At 41.0% G+C, this 20,426-nt stretch carries 17 protein-coding genes; 4 read left to right on the forward strand and 13 right to left on the reverse strand.

What is annotated here, in order from left to right:
* From nifN to H1230_RS21550, 3 genes are all read right to left on the reverse strand, one after another.
* Entirely contained in the window at nucleotides 1–1,314 is a 1,314-nt protein-coding gene (gene nifN / locus H1230_RS21540) for a nitrogenase iron-molybdenum cofactor biosynthesis protein NifN (protein WP_239711934.1), read from the reverse strand.
* Entirely contained in the window at nucleotides 1,301–2,668 is a 1,368-nt protein-coding gene (locus H1230_RS21545) for a nitrogenase component 1 (protein ID WP_239711935.1), read from the reverse strand. Before H1230_RS21545 ends, nifN begins: the two co-directional genes overlap by 14 nt.
* Nucleotides 2,669–3,066: 398 nt before the next feature.
* Nucleotides 3,067–3,465: a response regulator gene (locus H1230_RS21550; protein ID WP_239711936.1), complete on the reverse strand. Its 399-nt coding sequence runs from the start codon at nucleotides 3,463–3,465 to the stop codon at nucleotides 3,067–3,069.
* 139 nt (nucleotides 3,466–3,604) lie between these two features.
* On the opposite strand from H1230_RS21550, the gene H1230_RS21555 reads away from it, so the two are divergent.
* Complete coding sequence (locus H1230_RS21555; RefSeq protein ID WP_239711937.1) at nucleotides 3,605–4,519, forward strand: helix-turn-helix domain-containing protein; 915 nt, start codon at nucleotides 3,605–3,607, stop codon at nucleotides 4,517–4,519.
* A gap of 64 nt (nucleotides 4,520–4,583) precedes the next feature.
* Here H1230_RS21555 and H1230_RS21560 read toward each other — a convergent pair whose 3' ends face one another.
* The 3 genes from H1230_RS21560 to H1230_RS21570 all read right to left on the reverse strand — a co-directional run bounded on the left by H1230_RS21560 (nucleotide 4,584) and on the right by H1230_RS21570 (nucleotide 10,147).
* Nucleotides 4,584–5,891, reverse strand: coding sequence for an APC family permease (locus tag H1230_RS21560; RefSeq protein ID WP_239711938.1), 1,308 nt, complete (start codon nucleotides 5,889–5,891; stop codon nucleotides 4,584–4,586).
* A gap of 113 nt (nucleotides 5,892–6,004) precedes the next feature.
* Nucleotides 6,005–6,904: a hypothetical protein gene (locus tag H1230_RS21565; RefSeq protein ID WP_239711939.1), complete on the reverse strand. Its 900-nt coding sequence runs from the start codon at nucleotides 6,902–6,904 to the stop codon at nucleotides 6,005–6,007.
* A gap of 42 nt (nucleotides 6,905–6,946) precedes the next feature.
* Nucleotides 6,947–10,147: a CheR family methyltransferase gene (locus tag H1230_RS21570; protein WP_239711940.1), complete on the reverse strand. Its 3,201-nt coding sequence runs from the start codon at nucleotides 10,145–10,147 to the stop codon at nucleotides 6,947–6,949.
* Nucleotides 10,148–10,382: 235 nt separating this feature from the next.
* Here H1230_RS21570 and H1230_RS21575 point away from each other — a divergent pair, with 235 nt between their 5' ends.
* Nucleotides 10,383–10,745: an AraC family transcriptional regulator gene (locus tag H1230_RS21575; RefSeq protein ID WP_239711941.1), complete on the forward strand. Its 363-nt coding sequence runs from the start codon at nucleotides 10,383–10,385 to the stop codon at nucleotides 10,743–10,745.
* On the opposite strand, the gene H1230_RS21580 is transcribed toward H1230_RS21575, so the two are convergent.
* The gene (locus tag H1230_RS21580) at nucleotides 10,742–11,026 is read right to left on the reverse strand and encodes a hypothetical protein (RefSeq protein ID WP_239711942.1); all 285 of its coding nucleotides are present in this window, start codon (nucleotides 11,024–11,026) and stop codon (nucleotides 10,742–10,744) included. The genes H1230_RS21575 and H1230_RS21580 overlap by 4 nt on opposite strands.
* Nucleotides 11,027–11,373: 347 nt before the next feature.
* Between H1230_RS21580 and H1230_RS21585 the strand changes: the two genes are divergently transcribed.
* Nucleotides 11,374–12,615: a cation:proton antiporter gene (locus tag H1230_RS21585; RefSeq protein ID WP_239711943.1), complete on the forward strand. Its 1,242-nt coding sequence runs from the start codon at nucleotides 11,374–11,376 to the stop codon at nucleotides 12,613–12,615.
* A 96-nt stretch (nucleotides 12,616–12,711) separates the two neighbouring features.
* Here the strand turns inward: H1230_RS21585 and H1230_RS21590 are convergent, their stop codons facing one another.
* The 5 genes from H1230_RS21590 to H1230_RS21610 all read right to left on the reverse strand — a co-directional run bounded on the left by H1230_RS21590 (nucleotide 12,712) and on the right by H1230_RS21610 (nucleotide 17,525).
* The gene (locus H1230_RS21590) at nucleotides 12,712–14,070 is read right to left on the reverse strand and encodes a TrkH family potassium uptake protein (RefSeq protein WP_239711944.1); all 1,359 of its coding nucleotides are present in this window, start codon (nucleotides 14,068–14,070) and stop codon (nucleotides 12,712–12,714) included.
* Between the two features lie 105 nt (nucleotides 14,071–14,175).
* Nucleotides 14,176–14,751 (reverse strand): DUF421 domain-containing protein, encoded by a 576-nt coding sequence (locus H1230_RS21595; protein ID WP_239711945.1) that lies wholly within the window; start codon nucleotides 14,749–14,751, stop codon nucleotides 14,176–14,178.
* Nucleotides 14,752–14,865: 114 nt separating this feature from the next.
* Nucleotides 14,866–16,113 carry a hypothetical protein gene (locus H1230_RS21600; protein ID WP_239711946.1) on the reverse strand — a complete coding sequence of 416 codons (1,248 nt, stop codon included), beginning with the start codon at nucleotides 16,111–16,113 and terminating at the stop codon, nucleotides 14,866–14,868.
* 14 nt (nucleotides 16,114–16,127) lie between these two features.
* Complete coding sequence (locus tag H1230_RS21605; RefSeq protein WP_239711947.1) at nucleotides 16,128–16,424, reverse strand: hypothetical protein; 297 nt, start codon at nucleotides 16,422–16,424, stop codon at nucleotides 16,128–16,130.
* 18 nt (nucleotides 16,425–16,442) lie between these two features.
* Nucleotides 16,443–17,525: a mechanosensitive ion channel family protein gene (locus H1230_RS21610; RefSeq protein WP_239711948.1), complete on the reverse strand. Its 1,083-nt coding sequence runs from the start codon at nucleotides 17,523–17,525 to the stop codon at nucleotides 16,443–16,445.
* 114 nt (nucleotides 17,526–17,639) lie between these two features.
* On the opposite strand from H1230_RS21610, the gene H1230_RS21615 reads away from it, so the two are divergent.
* On the forward strand, nucleotides 17,640–19,211 hold the full coding sequence (locus H1230_RS21615) for a ClC family H(+)/Cl(-) exchange transporter (protein ID WP_239711949.1): 1,572 nt from the start codon (nucleotides 17,640–17,642) through the stop codon (nucleotides 19,209–19,211).
* Here H1230_RS21615 and H1230_RS21620 read toward each other — a convergent pair.
* Entirely contained in the window at nucleotides 19,203–20,372 is a 1,170-nt protein-coding gene (locus H1230_RS21620; protein WP_481857086.1) for a KamA family radical SAM protein, read from the reverse strand. The genes H1230_RS21615 and H1230_RS21620 overlap by 9 nt on opposite strands.
* Nucleotides 20,373–20,426: the final 54 nt, after the last annotated feature.

Consider the following 20,426-nt stretch of genomic DNA (forward strand, 5'->3'; position numbering starts at 1 on the left):
CTAGATCCTCTCCTTACTATTTAAAATATTAGCGAAATCATTGAGTAGATCGGCTGTTCCACGGTATCCTACAGTGATGTTGGCCGGTGATCCGAACCGATTAAAGACAGGAAAACCCAAAGGAATGTAGGGTATATTGTTCTTATGTGCGATCTGCTCTCCATAGGAATTGCTCACCCATAGGTCAGCCCCACCAGAAGCCATCCGCTCTAGGTCGTCTAAGTCACCGATCTGCACAGATCCCGGAATCAAAGCCAATGCTGGGGAAGCCGTAGAGATTACCGAGCTAAAAGATTTCATTCCTATCTCCGAAAGACACTGGTACAGCGAAACCAGATGATCCGGCTCAAGCGCCGCTACGACGCGTTTCCCCCTAAATACAGAACGGGTATCCAGCATCCCATCCAACAGAAACTCCCGCTGCCACCGATATTTATTTTGACCTTCATTTTGACTGAAGTTTCGGAGAAACAGAAAGAATTCATCCGTTTCCCGCAGCCCGGTCACTCCGTTGAAGACTTGATAAGGGATTTGCAGCTCTTCATACAACAGTTTGGCACATGACTCCATGGAACTGCCAAGGGCTAGAGTATGCGCGGATGTTAACATCTCTTTTAAATAATCAAGGGGAACGCCTCCTCTGGAGAGAGGTGTATATCCTGTCATCAGGTGCCCGGTGAGCGAAGAGGATAGATCCGGCAACACGATGACCTCAATTCCAAAGGAAGAGATAATCTCTTTAAGTTCCATAACATCTCCAGGTGTTAGATGCACTCCTGGCAACAGGTTAATCCGGTTGCGCTTTTTCTTTCGTGTCAACCTCCCGCTACTCTGAATGACTTTTTTAATTACGGAATACACAGTCCGGGCATACCCCGACTCCATGGAGCCTTCATAATCAGGGAGGTATAGCCCAAACAGCAGCTTATCTCTAAACCATTCTTTGTTTTGTTTGACATAGGTCTCAGCAGCTCCCAGCAAATCCTCTCCTACAACCTCCGTAAGTGATGTGCCGATCAAGGCTATGACATCGGGACTGTGCTTATCCATAACCAGACGGATGACCTTCCGAATGCCTTCACCTCCGCCAAAAATCAAATTGTGATCGTGGATGGCAATATTCTGAATCGAAATAGGCTCGCGAAAATGACGGGAAAGCACCGTTTTCACCGATTCTGCGCAGCCTTGCGCTCCGTGCAGAATCGGGATGGAACGATAGATGCCCTGCAAGGCCAGTACACCCCCGATCGATTGGCTGGTTTGAAAGGGATTAATGGACAGGGGCTTGGAGGATAACTGATTAGTCCTGTCCATAGCTGTTCACCTCCCATGGTGAGCGTCGGTAAATCATTTTCCAGATCGGCTGTTCCAGCGTATCTATTAGATCCTGAGCAAATCGCCTAACCCCGTTATATCCGGCATAACCTCCATGCTGTTCCTCGTCTATATTTATAAAAGGGATTCTCTCTTTAAGTGGCACATATGCATTGCGTCCACTTACAATCATCAATTCCGCTTTTCGTTCCCGATAAAGCTCAAGAATCTTAGTCTCATCACTTCGCTGGATGAGTATCGCATCTTCTTTCATTCTTTCTTTAATCCGCGACAAATCCTCCTGCGCATTTTGATTCGTACCAATCGCGACGATCTTCATACCTAGCTCGTAGAGCACCGAGAGATAGATCCAGCTTTCTATACCATCCGTAAAAAGCACAACTTTTTTCCCTTTGAGCGACTTATAGGATCGCAATATATCCTTGTGCAGACGCTCTTCTTCCCTGCGCATATAGCGGTGAAGCTGTTTGTCCAGCTGGGCACTTTGAAAATGAAATGAAAGCTGCCGCAGAGAGAAGCGGATTTCCCTGGAACCACAAAAGGAGCCTTCGAAATAAGGGATGCCAAAGGAATCACGCATTTTCCGGGCCAAGGTAACCATCGATCTGCTGCACACTAACATGTTTACCTTGGCCTGATGGGCCGAACGCAAGTCATTGAAAGAGCATGCACCGGCGATTCGCGAAATGACACGGATGCCTATTTTGGCTAACATGGCTTCAATTTCTTGTCCTTCGTTTGAAAAATGGTAGTCGCCAATAAGGTTAATATCAAATGGAGTTAGCTTCTTAGGGTCTGAATCTGAGGTGCCGATCACCTTTTCGAACAGGGCTTCGCCTGCCTGCCGATTACCCATATTCCCACTTCCACTGAACCCTGAATTGTGAAGCGGGATAATGGGGATATTCCACTGTTGCTCGGCCGCATCGCAGACGCTGTCCAAATCTTCAGCAGTCAAGAAGGTGATGCAAGTAGCGTATACAAATACACAAGGAGGGTGAAAATGCTCAACAATATAACTGATTGCCTCCAGCAATTTTTTCTGACCGCCAAGAATGATATCCATTTCGGTTAGCCCCATAGAAAAGCCAAATGTAGACAAGGGACCTCCAGGCAATCCTGCTTCCAGCATAGCCCAGCTATTCTGGAGACAGCCAGGCGTTCCATGCACCAAATGCGCAGCATCAGAGATAGGCAATAAAACGGCTTGAGAGCCTTGAAAGGCACAACCCTTTGTAAGTTCGCCCGGATGGGGAGTGGTACAGCTTTTTGTCACCTGACCATTGTGTTCACAAGCTGGCTCAATGAACAAGTTAGGGATACCTTTGGGCATTGCACAACCCTCCTTCTCTTATCATCTGAAGCTTATTTATATCTACATATAATGAATACAAGCTAAAATACCATAATTAATATTCTACTTATATCTAATTATATTAGTTTCATTCTATTTATAATTCAATGCTAAATACAATATCCTGTCATTTTGTCATCGCATGTGTCAGAAGTTATAACTCATACCTACCATAAAGCGTTTTCAGGTTGATTTTCATCATGCTTTCCGAGCCTTTCAGTAACTCAATACACAATACTTCCAGACATAATTAGACGTTAAATGTATTCAACCGCATGATTTCGCCCGCTATAACTTGTACGCTTTGTGAACAAAAAAAAACTCCTTACCCGAATCTTGTGGTTAGACAAGTACGGTTAAGAAGTTTTATCCAGAAATTATTGAATTTCTTGGAGATCGCCATACACATTTTCTTGATGGCTACCAAAAGAAGTATTCAGCAAAGCGCTCTTTAATTCATCCATATCAATAGGCTTACGCAAAGTATCGATTCCACCCTTGCCGAAAGCATGTAGAACAAATTCATGACTGCTGGTCACAATAATCTTGCTGGGCAGAAATTGGTCTTCAAGACGGTCAAGCATTGCCCCTTTGAATAATAGAAGCAAACTGGCATCTGTAACAATAATATCTGGCTGCTGTGTCTCAATCAGTTGAATAGCTGCTTGATCACAACTTGCTTCCAGAATGGCTTCATAATTAAAAGGTTGCTGCTCCAATACTTGTTTTAGGGTATCCCGGACATGAGGTTTGTCGTCGACGAGTAATATCTTCATAGTGATTCCCTCCTGTTGTACCAAGATAATGTGCTTGCAATATTATCTTGCATTTGGTTATAGTATAGTTAATTACTTATAATTAATGAATCTTTTATCTGATTGGAAATCTCTATTATTTGGCTGGACGGTGATTACTGTGGATTTGCGGCTGCATGCCTGCGCTTATGCTTTTCATACTTTGCCTTTCAAGACCTCCTATACGCCACCGCCATTTTTCCTCTTTCGTCTGCAAGTAATGGGCAGTTGCAGGGCGTTGGTAAACGGGAAGATGAGTCTTATTGAGACTGGGGATTTGTTAATCTATCGTCCAGGGGATCCGTATCATTTAGTGGTTGAGGAACAAGAAGGAAAGATCGAAAGCGGAGATTATTATCTGCTGTGCGAAGGAGCTTGGGTCGAAGAATGGTGGAACGCAGAACGCCGATCTACGCAGCAGCGGATTCATTTGGATACTGGATTGCTCGCGTTGTGGCAGCAATTATGCATCGAGCAGCACCGGATTGAACAGGCGAACTCTGATTTGATCCAGCATCTGCTCTGCGCCCTCTGTTTGTCTATTGATCGGTTGTTGGTTGAAGGAGTTTCCCTCCAAAGTCCCAAGCGTTCTAATGAACTAGTAATGAGGATGCAATATTATATTAACGAAAATGCGCTGAGTCGATTAACCGTCGAAGATGTAGCTAACTTTGCCGGACTTAGCGTATCCAGGGCCGTACATCTTTTTAAGGAAATTACGGGCTATACCATCATTCACTTTACGCAGGAGATTCGCTTGTCCAATGCCCTGGAGCGGATACGCTATACGGATTTAAGTCTGGAGAATATCGCCAGCACCTGCGGTTTCGGCACGTATTCCTATTTTCACAAAATTTTCAAAGCTAAATATGGCGTATCTCCTAAAGAAATTAGAAAGCACCCAATCGATCTAGACCAGAAGAACAACCTGAGCGTTAATGGTACTGGCGAGAAGTTAAGCGGCCTATCCCTTTCTGCCCAGCGATTTCTGAGTTCAGGAAGACTTAATGCTGCACAGGACGCCAAGATCGAGTAGATCGCAAAAAAAAAGTCGAAATGATCACCCCGCTAATTAAAGCGCGAATCATTTCGACCTGGGATCAAGCTGGTTTCTTGCGCTCCATATAATAATAAATCGGGAGCCCAATCAATGTGATCCCGATGCCAACTAGCGAACGAATTGGATCACTGATAATAGTGCTGACTATAATATATCCTCCGCCAACAACGCCTATGATTGGGGTTATCGGGTAGAAGGGAACCTTATATCTTCCTTTTTGGGAAGGTATTTTTTTGCGTAAAATAAATACACCGAACACACCCATTGTGAAGAAAATCCATAACACAAAGACCAATAAATCAGTCAACGTATTAAAGGTACCCGAGAAAATATAGATAACCGCCAGCAGGCCTTGAAATATTAGCGCATTAGCAGGAGTCTGGAACTTGGGATGGATACTTTTCAACGTACGTGAAAAAGGAATCTGCCCTCTTTCCCCCATCGCCTGAGGCACTCTAGCTGCTGTCATTAAATAGCCGTTAAGCGCACCCAACACAGACACGATAATACCCGCTGTTATAAATGCTGCTCCTCCACTGCCGAACAACGCTTCCGCCGCATCTGCACCTGGAGTTTTGGAGGTTATGATCGCCTCGTACGGCAGCACCTGAAAGATGGCTATATTAAATAATACATAGACAACAATGACGAAGATAACACCGATGGAGATTACTTTGGGCAGCGTCTTAGACGGGTCCTTCATTTCCCCCGCCATATTCGTCACCCCAATCCAGCCGTCGTAGGCCCACAGCGTACCAAGGATCGCTACACCAAAACCTGCTCCAGATACCGATGCCTGAATGCCGCTAAAGCCCGGTGCCAAATCCGAGATTAGGCCGAAGGCTACAATACCCACCACCGGGATGAGCTTGCCCACGGTTGCTACCGTCTGGATAATCCCACCGAATTTAGTGGCGATCACATTCATGATCAGGATAAAAGCCAGTATGAATACAGCAAGCAGCTTCTGCTGCAGCCCATTCATGGGAATGAAGAAATTGGAATACGTAGCAAACGCGATAGCTAGCGCCGCAACCGAAGCTGGATAAGCGATCACAGCCTGTACCCAACCTAGCAGAAACCCGAAGACACTTCCGTACAATTCCCCAAGATAGGTGTATAACCCTCCAGATTTCGGGATGGCAGCTGCAATTTCCGCTACGGATAACGCCGAAGCCAATGTGATCACCCCACCAACAACCCAAGCAAGAATGCCCATTACTGGAGTGCCGGCATTGCTTAACACAATTCCCGGCTTTAGAAAAATCCCCGATCCGATAATCATCCCCACGACGATTGCCAAAGCTTCAATAAAGGTTATAGATTTTTTGAGTATACTCTTTTCCATAGATTCTCAATGACCCTTTCTCTGTATAAAACTATTAGCAAAACAATACATAAATTATAGCTTACACCATTATGTAATTTATGATTGTGAAATAGTTTACAAAGATGAACGAACTATCGAGCATGTGCCTCTTGTATAACTTGTTCGATAAACTCCATCATTGACTTAGCTTTCTGCTCATCAACCGTTAGGACGCTTGCAATCATGGTCGAAGGATCAAGTGGCAGTCCGGAGGCGAACTTCGTATCTGTAATATCTAATCCTACAACTTCTTGAAGATTACTCTCTAGATTCTTAGCCTTCTTTAGCCGTACATCCTCACTAGGAATTCCTCTGGCGGCAACAACAGCATCCAGATTACGCAGGCCTGCCTGCTGTCCAATCCATTGGAATGCAGCTTCATCCATAATCAGAATATCCGGCGGATCAGCGGCTAACTGAACAATAGCTTTTTGTTGATAGTTCATATCTATTGAACCATTTTCCGTAACGGGTAAATAGACTATCTGCGTTTCCACCCGCTTCCACTTTGGATATAGCGCAATAAACGCCTCTTCCAATGCCGTGTTTTCGGCTTCAGAATCATGTAACATATAATTGCCTACGAACATAACCTTCGCATCTATAGGTGGTAAAGAAGCTAAATATTTCTGATTCTGCACATGCGAATAAATACCTCTTCCAGCAACGATGAGGACGATCACTACAATGAAGGCTAGTATCGTATGCATTTTGTACAATCGGAAAAAGTGTTCTACTTTGCGTGCGATGCCGGTAAATCGGCCCCATTTATTCAACCTGAGGTTCTCCGCCGCCTGGATTTCCTGTTGATCCAAGGAAGCGAGAATGAATTTATAGGCTTGAAATTCTTCTTCATAGGATTGCTTATCTCCTTCAGCGGAAACAGAGCGCATCCGTTTCAGAAGCAGATCGAACCGCTTGTCCAATTCCTCACGCGTGATGTTCTCAGACAAATTCAAGCGTTCATAGGTTTGCTTCAGTTGCTCATTCATGTATGAGATTCTCCTTTCATTTATCAGCAGCAGGAGTGACTTTTATTGATTCAAGATAATCTTAACGATTGTCCCCTTACCCTGCGTACTTGTAACGGATATCGTACCTTGGTGACTCGCAATTATTTTGTAGCTGACCATTAAACCTAACCCCATGCTATCTTCTTTTGTCGAATATATGGTAGCCCCCAGGTTGACTAGCTTGTCCTCAGGAATACCGATCCCATTATCGCTAAAAATAATGTTTACTGATTCATCATCGTTGACCTTCACTTTAATTAACAAATCTCCTCCAGTTGGCATGGCCTCAATACCATTCCTGATAATGTTGCTAAATACAATTTTGAGTTGATTGGGAACACAGTTGACGAAAGGCACAAGATCGGCAAATTTCGTTATCATCTCTACATTAAAGACCGTTGCCTGTGGTTCATACATGGAGATGACTTCCTGCAATATGTGCACTACATCATTTTGTTCAAAATGCTGCTTCTGCGGACTAGCCAGGATTAGTAATTCATCCGTTATCGCTTCTATTTTCCCTAGCTTCGAAGTTATGATGTCCGTATCATGAATCTCCTGTTCAATGCCCGCTGCCAAGAGGCCTATAACTGAGAGCATCTCCGAGGAATGTAATAATTCCAGCTTATTCTTTTGTTCCGTGAAATCTTCAGACATTCTTGCATTCTTAAATTCAGTAATGTCGATTAACGTAACAACAATTCCTTGATTGAGAGAATCGTATGCTAAATAAGGTAGTAGAATGATGCTGAACCACTTATCATTTGAATTCCGAATTTCTTTTTTGACAGCTTCACCCGAAAAGAGTACTTTCATTGCATCTGACATCAATTGGTCATACTGTAAATTATGTTGGATCTCGCCAATGGAACGCCCTATGTCCATGTCTGCCAAATTGATTTCTTTCCTAACTGCAGGTGTAAATTTACGTATATTCATCTTGGCATCCAGAAATATAGTCGCAATATTGGTATTGTTAAAAAAATTGGAGATATCATTATTTGAATCGGTCAATTCCTGAATCTTCGTCTGATATTCTTGATTGACGACCATTAATTCTTCGTTTCCTGACTGCAACTCTTCATTTGTACTTTGCAGTTCCTCATTAGAAACAATCAATTCTTCATTGACCATTCCTAACTCTTCGTTAGAGGTCTCTAATTCTTCGTTGTACACCTCTAACTTCGCATTAGCCGTCTGTAGTAATTCTCTTGCATGAACCAATTCTTGATCCAGCTCCTGAATGTGGTCATTCATATGTTTCTCCGAAAATTGATGACTCTGTATCAAGACTTCATCTATTTTATCCTTGCCAGGAGCTTCTTTCTGTTTAGTTGCATCTTCAAAGAATATAATCATCAATTTGTCATCTACCGAGTCGATAGAGAATGACTTTGCTCTCAAATGAATAGAATGTCCCTGATGACTATCCTTTATGGCCACATCCCTATAAACAATTTCCTTAAGTTCTTTTCTCGCTTTATGAAGCAAACTCCCAATAACAACGCCCAAATATTCTGGAACCAGCTTAAACAAATTAAGGGTTGGTTTACCTTTAGGGAAGACTAAATATTGGTTAGCATTCCCATTGATATGGATGATATCGTTATTATTATCAATAATGATGCATGCAGTCACATATTCTTCGATCAGCTTGGTATAGACGGTTTCCAATTTAAGAATTCGTTCCGCTTCCTTTAATCTTACAATCACATTATTTCTGTGACTCATTTTTTTCTCATTCACATGATCCGTAATACCAAAGGAACCCGCTGCCGATGAAGAACCGATTACCTTGTGGTGATATATATTCCAGCGATTATCCAAAGGTGAGAATAGATTGGTTAGTTTCCCTAACGTTTCGCTTGGACCTAGAAAGAGATAAGCATCTGATTTTAATGAAAAGTGAAACAGTGAGATTACCTTTTTCTGAATAGTTTGTTGTAAATAAATTAATAAATTACGACATAAGATTAAATCGAGCTGGGTAAACGGAGGATCACTCACTAAATTGTGCTGAGCGAAAATGACCATCTGTCTAATTTCCTTATTTACTTTATACTCATTTCCTTGACGGGTGAAGTAAGTTTCCAAATGCTCCTCCGGCACGTTCTTGGCAATGATGTCAGAATATACCCCTTTGCTAGCAAATTGAATAGACTCCTTATCCAAATCGGTGGCAAAGATGGTCACGTCAAAGGTTTCTTCAATTTCCTCCATATATTTTCTAATTATAATGGCCAAGGTGTAGACTTCTTCTCCAGTAGAACAGCCAGCGACCCAGACCCTGATTTGCTTCTCTACCCCTCGTTGCTCAAAGATGATAGGTAGAACCTTGTCTGCAAGAATCGCGAATGCGACCGGATCACGAAAAAATTGCGTCACTCCAATTAATAAATCCTTTTGCAAAGCAGTGACCTCATTGGAATGATTATATAAATATTGATTGTATTCCTTGAGATATTGAAATTGTTGAATCCCCATCCGTCTTTGAATACGACGCATAATACTAGCCTGCTTATAAACAGAGAAATCCACACCCGCAGACTGCTTCAGGATCGAAAATAATGTACTTAATTGTTCGTCAATCGATTGTTTAGTCTGATTCATATAGAAATCAATGTATTCAACAATATGTCCTGGCATTTCCTCCGGAGCAAGCAAATAATCGGTCTGATCAATTTCGATATCTGTTCCGGTTAAGCGAACAGGATTGGTCGTATCCGTTTCCTCAACAATGATTAGACCATTTGCCTTTGAAATCCTTTCAATACCAAGTGTACCGTCTCTGCCCTCACCAGTAAAAAGGATAGCGATAGAATTGCTGCCAAAACTGTCAGTAAGTGAATACATAAACCGATCAGCAGATAAATCGTTACCTTTGTTAGTAGAATAATCCGTTAAACTTATTGTTCTAGATTGAAAGCTAATATCATGATGGGGTGGCAACAAATAAATACAATCCGTATGAATTTCCATCTGATCTACTGCATGAAAAATCATCATATGGGTATGCTTTGAGAGCCGTTCTAGTGGAAATAAATCCGATTGGATAGAATCATGGTGGGCAATGAAATAGGTAAGTCCATGGACGATATCCAGATGATCCAGAAATTGCTCCAGTCCTTCCAACTTTTCTGGTGAAGCTACAATGCCCACCACGCTAAATTCTTTGATCCTATCATATTCAGGATTATTCTGATAATTTATTATTTTTTCCATTAGACATGATCATTATCCTTTCCTGTATATCTAAAATATAAGTCGAAATTCATAATTAAAGCTTATCACCCGTTGTTATAATAATAACATAAATTGATAATTCAAATGAAAATAAGGATGATAGGCTTCTTTCGGTGCGTTCATTAAATCTAGAGTTACGCTCCTTCTTCCCTCCAGATTATGCTAATATGGGTCTAACCACACATTCGAGTATACAGGAGCTGCTGTAATAACGATGAAGGTACTAGATACTCATGCAATAGGTGAAGTTAAATCGTCGTTTGAACAGGAGACCCACCGCATCGCAAGCTTAATCGACGCCAATACTTCACAGGACGGGACTCATGAAGCACGCATTCCGGGGCTGTACTTGAATCGCTATTCACGGACAGAGGATGCGGATTATATTAATACGATGTACTGGCCCATTATTGGCGTTGCGGCTCAAGGTAAAAAAGTGATTACCGTAGGCCAGAAGGTTCATGAGTACGGCTCTTACTTATCGGGCATTGTTCTTGAAGTGGGCATGTTCTTGCCCATTCTCGGCAATGGGACCAAGTTCTTGTCCAAAGAAAAGGACAAGAACTTGGTCCCTTAAAACAGAAAACCCGCGCGGGGCGTGGGCGTGTCATCCAATCCTGCTACTGCTGCTTGTCTCTGATGATTCTGTAAATATCTTAGAGCATCTGCTTGTCCATACATGTGATATATTCTGAGGACTTGAAGAATTGGGACAGCTTTTCGATCTGAGTTGTTCGGAATCCCTACCCTACAATATACCGATCCTTGTTCTCTTGAGGAAATATTATCGATAGTAACTCTACGACAGAATGTAGCCTTGTTTATATCAATCACCTCCATAGCTTCTGTTGCTGTCATTTCACCTACTATCCCCCCTTTATAAACATAAATAAACTAATCATCAATATCTTGTTTGGCCTGTCGAAAATATCACCCTGTCTCAAAAGAACTCTGTGTATTTATTAAGCGATTCGGAGATAATGCATCCACTACTGACCAGCTTAACTGACGGACTCGGGCGAGAAGTTACCCTACTACTAAAATATTTCATGGTTCGCCTCAATTGACTCCCTCCCCCGCTCTCCAATCTACCAAACTAAAGTTGATAGAAAATTCTTGATACTCTCCTTGGTGTTACATAAGATTTAAGGTACAATGTAAAAAAATCCTAAATACAGTCCAAATCCTATTCTATGAGGTGTCTCATGCATCATTTCAACGAAGTCTTTATTCAAATTTTGATTTTGCTTGCTATTTCGATGGGAGTTATTGCGGTTACCAAAAAAATAAATCAGCCCTATTCCATCGCGCTGGTTCTGGTAGGACTTCTACTTGGAGTCATTCATGTACCTATTTTAGAGGATGCTGAAGTATTTATTACGCAATCTCATATCTTTCAAGCGATTATTATTTCCTTATTTCTACCCATACTATTAGGGGATGCCGCACTGAAACTCCCGTACTCTCACCTTCGCGAGCAAAGAAAACCAGTGCTGGCATTAGCCTTTGGTGGAACCTTGCTTTCCTTTCTCATCATCGCCCTTGCTGGTTATTGGATTCTGGGGTTGCCCTTAGTTGTTGCCTTCACCTTTGCAGCTCTTATGAGCGCCACGGACCCCATCAGTGTAATTTCTATCTTCAAATCTTTGGGTGTTCCGAAGAATATTGTCACGATTATCGAAGGTGAATCGCTCTTTAATGACGGGATTGCTGTCGTGCTGTTTCAAATTTCATCGGTATACTTACTGTCTTATATGGAGATGGGCTGGTCAGGGATTGGCAGTGGTCTTCTGCTATTTTTACAGTTTGGACTCGGAGGGATTATTATTGGAGCCATCATGGGCTATCTTTTTTCCCAGCTCATACGATTCTACGATGACTATCCGCTGGAAATCGGCTTTTCCATGCTACTTTTCTTTGGTAGTTATTTTATTGCCGAGCATTTTCAAGTATCCGGGGTTATAGCCGTTGTGGTAGGTGGTTTAATATTTGGTAACTACGGCGCGAGGATAGGGATGTCAGAAACAACAAAGATGAATATTAATTCGTTCTGGGATGTAATAACGCTATTAGCGAACTCTTTGATTTTTTTAATGATTGGACTTGAAATTAAAAACATAAATTTCTCGGATAAATGGGGACTAATTGTGTGTTCGATCTTAATTGTACTCCTTGGCAGAACAATTGCTCTTTATGCAAGTCTTCAATTTCTGAAGAACTTCCCAGCTTCATGGAAGGCTGTATTAAATTGGGGGGGGCTAAAGGGTAGTCTTTCCATTGCACTTGCACTTAGTTTGCCCATATCCTTCGAAGGAAGGGAAAATATCTTGGTGCTAACCTTCAGTGTAGTTCTGTTCTCCCTACTAGTCCAAGGGTTGTCGATTAAACCTTTAGTGACACGATTGGGATTAACGCGGGGGAAGAAGCCTGATGAAATTACAAAATGAACTTCCACATATTTTTCATGTAGCCGATTAATCTAATACTAAAACACAAAACCCTGACGACCATATAATGACGGTTGTCAGGGTTTCCCGCTTAACCTAGCCAATCAGCAATTTTTCTTCCGGATAACGATACTTTTGTTTGATGGTTCTTTGCGCCAGTGCAAAAGCCAAGGTTAACGGCCCAAGTCTGCCAATAAACATTGTAATAACAATGATTAATTTCCCAGCAGGTGAAAGCTCTGAGGTTAACCCCAAAGACAGACCTACTGTGCCAAACGCAGATGTTGCTTCAAACAGCAGTGATAAAAAATCACTATTATTATGGTATTCAGTAATCGTTAAGAGAAATGTAGCTGCAATTACTACTCCCATAGAAATAGCCATTACTGCTAGTGCTCTAAAAATCACTTGCTGAGAGATACGTTTTTTCAAAAGCTGAACATCTTCCGAGCCTTTGACTGATGCCAAAATACTTAATGCTAGTACAGCAAAGGTACTAGTCTTGATGCCTCCACCAGTCGAACCTGAGGATGCCCCTATAAACATTAGAAAAATCATAAAAAACTGGGAAGTTGGCAACATATTAGAAATGTTAATGGTATTGAAACCTGCCGTTCGTGTAACTACACTTTGAAAGTATCCAGCCCATATCCTGTCGCTCCAAGAAAGTGTGCCAAACGTTTTGGTATTAAAAAGTTCAATCAGGAATATTACTAGAAAGCCAACCAAACTAAGTAGTCCGGAAGTAATTAAAACTACTTTTGTATGAAAGGATAGGTCTCTCCAGTGTCTCTTTCGGTATAGATCCAGAATCACAGTAAATCCAATGCCTCCAATAATAAATAGAAAAGAGATAACTATATTTATTAGAGGGTCTCCAACATGACGATTCAAACTATCCGACCAAAGCGCAAATCCAGCATTATTAAATGCTGAAATAGAATGAAAAAAACCGTAGTAGAGCGCCCTTATAACGCCCATTTCATTTGACCAACGAATAGTTAATAATAAGGCGCCAAAACTCTCAACAATGAATGCAATATAGAAGATGTTAAGCGATAACCGTACAACCCCTTCTGTACTTACTGAATTCGTGGATTGTTGGATAAGCAGTCTGTCTTTTAATCCAATCTTCTTTCCCATCACCACTGCTATTAGTACACCAAAGGTCATAAACCCCAATCCACCTATTTGAATCAGGACTAGGATTACGATCTGACCAAAGTGGGAGAAGTCCGTGCCCGTATTAAGAACAACTAATCCAGTTACGCAAATTGCTGAAGTTGAAGTAAAAAAGGCATTCAGCCATCCTACACTGATTCCTGTAGATGATGAAATCGGCATTGCAAGTATTATTGCTCCTATAAAAATTAAAATAGCAAACCCCAAGAGAATTATCCTTGAAGGAGTCAAGTTTAGTTTCTTCATCACCTTTGGAGAATATTTTGAAAACATTTTTTCTGCTCCTGTTGGTTAGTTTTATGTGTGTATGGTATAAAGTCTTTCAGCCGCTTGATATGAAATGTTAATGAATCGCCTATTGGGTCCTTGATTGTGAGATTATTGTAATGTAGGGTCTATTGAGCTTACATGATCATTATTGATTACTTCTTGAAAAAGATCGCCACTGTCCATATTTCCTTTTGATTCCAAACCTAATATACGTTCTAATTCACCAATGGTTATTGGTTTGGCATGCCTCATTAATTCGTATCCAATTTGACCGTTAGGCTCTAGTGTAGCAGTCTTGACATCTTTAATGTTAGAAACCCCCTGCTGTCTAAGCATCATTTCAACCTGATCAACTGACATTCGGACGGAGCGAAGAGTATTTATATTTAATTGACCATTTTCTATGATCACTTTTGACCTTCCACTTAAGGCCCTTTCAATCCAATCATATTTCAATTGTAAATATTCAATTATTATTAGAGATACAATGAAAACTGCAGCTGAGCCGATTGCTTTCCACAAATGATCATTAGCAATAGGTTGCACAATAGTCGTTCCGATTGAGATCATAATTACTGTCGTGGCGACACTCATTTGTGAGATTGATTTTCTCCCTGAAATTCGCAAAAGTACCATTCCTGCAATAACTAAGAGAGCAGACTTCCAGATCCAATCCATATCCATTAAATTCCCCTCCTTTTAAAATACAATAGTTATTATGCCTAATATTTTAAATAATTATGAGGTTTAATCATATTTGGACAGTCTTTTCCTATCAGTCTCTTCAATTGTCGAAACTCACTGGGGATGCTTAAAATGCTCCATGATTTTCGCCCAAATACGTTGTGTTTCAAGGAAGTCACGATGATGTATTTCAACATCTTTATTGTATTTCTCCAATTCAGATAACACATTCATAAAATCCATTTCCCCGAAATAAGCACAGATTTTAGGCAATGTCTCTTTGAGCTGCTCACGCATCTCTGCAATCTTATCCTCATAATGATCTCGATCCGTAATGTAGAGTAGTAATGGCTTATAACGGATCCAACCTATACAAGCCTTATAAAATCGAGTAGTGATCTGTTCGTTATCTGCTGTAATAAACTTTAATTTCACAGGCAGAACACCTGCTAAAAGGTGGTTATACGTAGAGAATCCATCATGGAATGTGTAACATGGAATTCTCACAACTTTCCGATCGCTGAGGCAGGTACTTAGAAAGGTATCTTCACCTCTAGCTCCAGGAGGATTGTAGAATGGAAAAACACGGCTCGAATCAGTAAGGTTAATACACAAATTAGCACCCGATATAAATTTAGCATGATTCGTTTCCTGTACCTCCACGGCCTCATCACTGGTCAAAACAGCTGTGTCAGCATAGGTTACCCCACCGTTTTCCATAACCCTTTTCAAAGTATCCCAGTTAATAATATCATTGGATATAGCCTCAATATATGAACGGAAATCTGCTTCAGTCATACTATCATTAAATTCCACATAAGGAATAGGCGATATATAGCCGCAGTGATGTCCATGAGTGATATCTGCTTGAGCGATATGACTGAGATGAGTTGAGAGTACATGCTGCCCACCCCAAATTGCTGTCTGACGTGATTTAGTGACCGCCATCGGGTATTCATCGTCGTCTAGAAAAATCAGATAATCCATCTTGTTTTTTATTGCTTTATAGAGCACTGCATTACGTTTGGCAGCATATCCTTTTCCAAAGATCATGTTAGCTTCTTTCCTATTGATAACATTTTCTGTTAACAGATAATCAATTTCTTCTTCTATATCTTCATTCCCAATAAATTTACTACTATTAATATGTTCTGCTAACTCCGGGTGTATATTAGTGTAATCCGTTATTTTAGTTTTATGATAACTAAGATCATACGCTACAAAAAGATTCAAACTCACTTTTTGATTCTCTACTAAATTGGATTCCTTCCAGTTGTGTATGTAGGTTCTCAACACTTTTTGAAAACTCTTTCTCCCCGTTGCGAAACCAATTCCAACCTTAATTTCTTTCCCCTTATACACTTTATCAATTCCTTTCAGTGCGAAATTTTATGGAGCAGTTCTTTAAATGCCTGTATAAAATTCGTTGGGACAGTCTTTACTGTAAAAGGATATACCCCTTGTTTAGTATGCAAATAGAGAATCCCATGATCCTCTCCTATATTTCTAAAAGACATATCATATACCTCAAGAATAGGAAACTCACGATAAGAGGAAACAATTTTTGTTTCATACAAATACATCACACGTTGATGAACGAGCGTTTCCTGTGCAAAAGAAGTCATCGCTCTTTCTACTTTGTAATACGGTAGTTCAGCAATTACCTTATACATCCGAATCCCTCCATATGATCAAACACTGCTTGAATATAGAGAATCTCCAAGAAATATCCGTTGTGATGGATAGGCAAGTCTAATCCCTTCTTCCTCTAATACTCTCATTACGGAAAAATTGAATTTCTGCCTTGTTGTCAGATATTCGGACCAAACCGTTGATTTTGTGAAGAAGTAGAAAAAGATACCAAGACTACTTTCATTGAAATCAGTAAACCTTACTATTATGGTGTTCTGATCGATTTCTTCTTCCAGGATCAGGATTGATTCGATCTTCTCAATCACTGCCAACAAACGTTCCCGGTCAGAATCCAAAGCTACATTTAGTGTGAAACTAACTCTACGCTTCCCCATTCTACTCCAATTTGTTATTGGTTGGTCCGCGATAGAAGCATTTGGCACCGTAACAATAGCATCAGCAAAAGTACGAATTCTGGTGCTTCTAAATGAAATATCCTCTACTACCCCTTCAGCCTGAGGTGTTAGGATCCAATCTCCTTTAGTAAAGGGTTTCTCAACAATGATCACAATACCCCCAAATATGTTCCCTAATGACTCCTTGGCAGCCAATGCTATGGCAAGACTTCCTAACCCCATTCCAGCTACCAATCCGTTAACACTGAACCCCCATTCCGCCCCCACCAATGTAATGCTAAGCACTACAACAACAACTCGCAGGACTTTTGATATGAAGGGTATCAACTCACTGGAATCATCCTTACCAATTTTTCTATCTATTCCATTCATAAATACTGATGTTTGTGCAAAAAACGAATACAAACCTGATCCGATCAATATAATTAATGCACTACGAAAAAACGAATCAAGACGAAAACTATTTTCCCATTGCTGTGGCATTACATATTCCAGTCCAATATAAATCCCCAGCAACACCAACAATGAACGCAACGGCTTTTCGAATACCTGAATCCACATGATTGTCTTTTCAGAACCGCTAAACTTTCGAATTAAAAAAGAAAATACGTATCTCGCAAGCAATTTATTGAAAAGTAAAAACACTGCCATAATGCCGATGGAAATTAAGAGATCCGTCCACCCTATTTGAGTATGAAACTCTGTCACCCACTCCCAAATTCTCATGGTTAAACCTCCTGAATTTCAATATTCTTGTGTGATATAATGGGTTGAAATATTAACCATGGAAATTGTATTATATAAAGCATGTCAAAAAATGAAATGAAGAAGGTCCTGGAATTGAATGAAAATCATACTCGCAAATTGCTCGACAACTGGTTTAATTTCAAGTTCCGGCTGTTAGCTGGTGGAATTGCTGTTGGGGTGTTATCTGGATTCGTTGTTGTATTGTTCCGCTTTGTCTTAGAAGAGCTTCTGGATAATGTTCTTATTTTCTATCATTATCAGCTGCAACATATATGGATAATACCTCTCTGGATGATCTTGTTAGTGATAGCCGGATGGGTAACTGGGGTGCTCGTCAAGAAGCAACCGGCCATTTCCGGCAGTGGTATTCCTCAAGTTAAAGCTGTATTACAGAACAAATTGCAGATGAATTGGTGGAAAGCTGTTAGTGCCAAATTCCTTGGAGGCACAATCAGTATCGGTGCCGGACTGTCGCTCGGCAGAGAAGGACCTTCCATCCAGATTGGAGCGCTAATTGCTCAAGGTTTCAGCCGTTTATTACGAAAATCGAAGACAGAGGAACACATATTGATCACTTGCGGAGCAAGCGCCGGGTTGGCAGCAGCATTCAATGCGCCGATTGCAGGTGTTATTTTTGCTTTAGAAGAAGTTCATATGAATTTCTCACCTTTGGTCATGATTGCAGCACTCTCCTCATCGCTTGTGGCTGATTTTATATCCAAAGAATTTTTTGGCATGAATCCAATTTTTCACTTTGCCAATATTGGGGCCATTCCGCTTAATCAGTACTATCATTTAATCATTCTAGGCATTATTGTAGGCGTAATGGGGATTGTTTTTAATAAAGGGATTTACGCCTTTCAGGATTTATACCTGAAAATGACCTGGCTACCAGCCCATTGCAGACCTATTCTCCCTTTTTTGCTGGCTGGGATACTTGGGCTATCTATGCCAGTGGTACTCGGAGGCGGTAACAACCTTGTAAACGATCTGGTGACAGGTCATTTTCAATTAAAACTATTAATTATTATTCTGATTGTTAAATTCTTGTTCACAATGTTGAGTTACGGTTCTTCTGCACCCGGAGGAATATTCCTGCCCATGCTGGTCATTGGCGGTTTGATTGGTGTTATTTACTGCAAGCTCATGAACGGACTTATTGGCGAACCTGTACTTAGTGAGAGCAACTTTCTTATATTGGCTATGGCCGGATATCTCACAGCAAGCCTGAAGGCACCCATCACTGGAATTATCCTAATCACCGAAATGACTGGTTCATTCTCCAATCTTCTCTCTACTGGCGTCGTTTGCCTCACTGCTTATATGACCGCTGAATTGTTTCGTTCTTATCCAATATACGAAGTACTGTTAGAACGTTTCCTGCATCAAGGAAAGGGATTCTCTGCAACGAAAACATCAAGCAAAGTCATTCTGGAAATTCCAATTCATCATGGTTCACAGTTGGATGGCATTTTAATCAAAGAGTTTAAGTGGCCCCCACAATGCCTGATTGTTTCGGTGAAGCGCGGATCACAGGAAAAAATACCACATGGTGATTTTATTTTGCTTGCGGGAGATTATTTGACCATACTTACTGGTGATGAAAATGCTCCCTATATCAATGAATCCTTAAGTCAAGCCGCCAACATAGGCACTCTAGCTTAGGGTATAGGTTTCCCGTGGCAAATCATTGACAGAAATAATAGCCTTGTTCTTTTTCACCGGTTTGTTCCAATGTTCTTCATTACCCGGAAGATCATCGAACCATTCCGCATCATTGGGACAATCCAGTATCATGAATTTACCGTGCTCATTGTCTCTGGACTGATGATACTTAAGGTAAGCTTTTCCTTGACTAATTGCTAAAATCTCTATTTTTCCAGATGTATGACTCATAGATAAACGAACTCTTTTGCCTAGTCCGGATGTTCTTGATTTGGCTTCCTCCACAATTTGATAAACTTGTTCAAGTGGTAAAACAAAGTCTCGGTTGCCGGCAATTGGCCGGTTTACAAAGAAATAATAGGGTGTAACCCCAGCCCAGGAAAGACGGTCCAGCAGTTCTCCCAATACCGCCGGGTCATCATTTATACCTTTGAGGACAGGCGTCTGATTTACGACAATGGCACCAGCATCGTGAAGAGCTTTGAATCCTTTTTTGGCTTCAGGGGTTATTTCACGGGGATGATTAATATGCGCCATCACATATATTCTTTTTTCTTCAGTAGAATGAGTGCGAATCAGATCGAGCAGTTCTCCATCCTCATAAATGCGCATCGGATTAAATACCGGAATCTTGGATCCTAATCTAATAATCTTGACGTGTTCAATTCTTCGCAGACTTTCAATAATGAATTTGAGTTTGGGAGTCGAGAGAATTAAACTATCTCCACCCGTAAGAAGCACATTGTTAATTTCTGGATTTCCTGCGATGTATTCTAATCCTGGTGTGACATCAGACATCGCCTCTTTCACATCATTGCGAAATAAACGTTTACGAAAGCAATATCTGCAGTAGGCTCCACATACTTCAGATACAATAAGGAGCGCAGTCGTTCTATACTTATGCTGACAACCTGGCACAACATAGTTCGTATCCTCATCGGAGGCATCCCAGCGACCATATTCCTTTAGTTCACCCTCGTTAGGGATAACAAGCTTTCGAATGGGATCCTCCGGATCCTCCCAGTTGATCAATGAAAGGTAGTAATCATTCGCACGGAAAACAAATTTGTCCGTGATTTCTCTCAGGCTTACCTTTTCTAGTTCAGATAACATAGCAACTCTATTAATATCTGTTATATACTTCACCTTTTGCACGTACATCTCTCCTTTGTCTCATTGTATGAGAAAAGAGGGAGCCTTGAAGTCAAATGTCAA

It is taken from the genome of Paenibacillus sp. 19GGS1-52 (genome assembly GCF_022369515.1).
In the GTDB taxonomy this organism is placed as follows: domain Bacteria; phylum Bacillota; class Bacilli; order Paenibacillales; family Paenibacillaceae; genus Paenibacillus_AQ.

What these genes read in the sequence shown, in the direction of transcription:
- H1230_RS21545 (WP_239711935.1), bottom strand. Translation starts at nt 2,668, where the DNA reads ATGCCCAAAGGTATCCCTAACTTGTTCATTGAGCCAGCTTGTGAACAC.
- H1230_RS21580 (WP_239711942.1), bottom strand. Translation starts at nt 11,026, where the DNA reads ATGACAGCAACAGAAGCTATGGAGGTGATTGATATAAACAAGGCTACA.
- nifN (WP_239711934.1), bottom strand. Translation starts at nt 1,314, where the DNA reads ATGGACAGGACTAATCAGTTATCCTCCAAGCCCCTGTCCATTAATCCC.
- H1230_RS21620 (WP_481857086.1), bottom strand. Translation starts at nt 20,372, where the DNA reads ATGTACGTGCAAAAGGTGAAGTATATAACAGATATTAATAGAGTTGCT.
- H1230_RS21590 (WP_239711944.1), bottom strand. Translation starts at nt 14,070, where the DNA reads ATGTTTTCAAAATATTCTCCAAAGGTGATGAAGAAACTAAACTTGACT.
- H1230_RS21565 (WP_239711939.1), bottom strand. Translation starts at nt 6,904, where the DNA reads ATGAATGAGCAACTGAAGCAAACCTATGAACGCTTGAATTTGTCTGAG.
- H1230_RS21585 (WP_239711943.1), top strand. Translation starts at nt 11,374, where the DNA reads ATGCATCATTTCAACGAAGTCTTTATTCAAATTTTGATTTTGCTTGCT.
- H1230_RS21575 (WP_239711941.1), top strand. Translation starts at nt 10,383, where the DNA reads ATGAAGGTACTAGATACTCATGCAATAGGTGAAGTTAAATCGTCGTTT.
- H1230_RS21570 (WP_239711940.1), bottom strand. Translation starts at nt 10,147, where the DNA reads ATGGAAAAAATAATAAATTATCAGAATAATCCTGAATATGATAGGATC.
- H1230_RS21595 (WP_239711945.1), bottom strand. Translation starts at nt 14,751, where the DNA reads ATGGATATGGATTGGATCTGGAAGTCTGCTCTCTTAGTTATTGCAGGA.
- H1230_RS21610 (WP_239711948.1), bottom strand. Translation starts at nt 17,525, where the DNA reads ATGAGAATTTGGGAGTGGGTGACAGAGTTTCATACTCAAATAGGGTGG.
- H1230_RS21605 (WP_239711947.1), bottom strand. Translation starts at nt 16,424, where the DNA reads ATGTATAAGGTAATTGCTGAACTACCGTATTACAAAGTAGAAAGAGCG.
- H1230_RS21550 (WP_239711936.1), bottom strand. Translation starts at nt 3,465, where the DNA reads ATGAAGATATTACTCGTCGACGACAAACCTCATGTCCGGGATACCCTA.
- H1230_RS21560 (WP_239711938.1), bottom strand. Translation starts at nt 5,891, where the DNA reads ATGGAAAAGAGTATACTCAAAAAATCTATAACCTTTATTGAAGCTTTG.